The 1,288-nt window shown below is 71.1% G+C and carries 2 protein-coding genes; one reads left to right on the top strand and one right to left on the bottom strand.

Annotated features, from left to right (window positions below; all coding sequences use genetic code 11):
• Positions 1-141: 141 nt before the first annotated feature.
• Positions 142-843: a hypothetical protein gene (locus tag AOK22_RS38530; RefSeq protein WP_055703278.1), complete on the bottom strand. Its 702-nt coding sequence runs from the start codon at positions 841-843 to the stop codon at positions 142-144.
• 133 nt (positions 844-976) lie between these two features.
• Here AOK22_RS38530 and AOK22_RS38525 point away from each other — a divergent pair.
• Positions 977-1,288: response regulator (locus AOK22_RS38525; protein WP_157872433.1), on the top strand; the 312-nt coding region annotated here is incomplete at its 3' end.

The following is a 1,288-nucleotide window of genomic DNA, read 5'->3' as shown; positions in this document are numbered from 1 at the left end:
GTACGGGAATCATGGCGGGCGCCGCCGTGGTGGCCGCCGCGGCCGTCGGCTCCGCGGCGCTCGCCCTCGGCGGCGAGGACGCGGGCGCCGAGGGCGGGAACAGCGACCTGCCGCCCGCCATGATTCCCGTACGCCGTCTCATCACTGCATCCCGTCCAGGCCTTCGAGCAGCTTGTCCTTGCAGGCCTCGCGGGCTTCCTTGTACGCGGGCGAGTCGCGGTCGAACGTCGGGTCGGTCGGGTTCGCCTCGCCGCCGGGGATGACGTTGCCGCCGGACATCGTGGGGTTGGCGAACTTCGAGACGCCGTTGTCCCGCATGCACTTGGCGTGCGCGAGCATCGACTCGTAGTCCTTCTGCTTGTCGCGCTCGGGCTCCAGGTTCGCCGCCTTGCGCAGCTCGGGTCCGCAGACGCCGTTCTTGCCGCCCTTCTGCTCCTCGCCGGAGCCGTTCGGGTCGGTGATCGCGTCGATCTTCGCCCAGTCGAGATAGCCGCTGAGCCGGGGATCCGGGAAGTCCTTCACGCCGCCCTTGGTGCGCATGCACTGGACGTACGTCATCTGCGCGTCGAAGAACGCGCTCTTGCCCGTGGTCCCTCCGTCCTTCTTCTCCTCCTTCTCCTTCTTCCCGTCCTCCTTCGCGGTCGAGGAGCCGTCGGCCGTCGGGGTGTCCGGGACCGATGCGACCCCCTCGTCCTTCGCTCCCCCGCCGTCGCCTCCACAGGCGACGGCGAACGCGAGGACGGGGGCGGCGGCCAGGGCCAGCATGCGGAGGCGGGCGGTTCCCCGGGGTGTGGTGCGAGTGCGGGTGCGGGTGCCGGTGTCCGTACCGGAGTGGGTGCTCATGGCCTCACCGAACCGCGCCCATGTGGTGGCCGGTCCATGGCCGCATGATGAGAACGTAACAATGCGCCCGTTCCGTCCTTTCACCCCGCCCACCGGCCCTGAACTGGGCAAACCCTCGCCCATAATCGGCGGCATGCCCCGAGTCCCCCATGTGCTCCTGATCGAGGACGACGCGTCCGTGCGCGACGGCATGGAGCTGGTGCTGCGCCGCCACGGGTACGCCGTCGACACCGCCGCCACCGGCGAGGACGCCCTCGCCCTGCTGGCCAGGCCCGCGGGCCAGGGCGTCGAACTCGCCGTGCTCGACCTGATGCTGCCCGGCATGGACGGCTTCGAGGTCTGCCGGCGGATCCGCGCCACCGGGTCGACGATCCCCGTCGTCATGCTGACCGCGCGCGGCGAGGACAGCGACATCGTGCGGGGCCTGGAGGCGGGCGCCGACGAC

It is taken from the genome of Streptomyces silaceus, assembly GCF_001419745.1.
GTDB classification, from domain to species: Bacteria; Actinomycetota; Actinomycetes; order Streptomycetales; family Streptomycetaceae; genus Streptomyces; species Streptomyces silaceus.
This window is presented reverse-complemented; position numbering and strand designations above follow the sequence as displayed.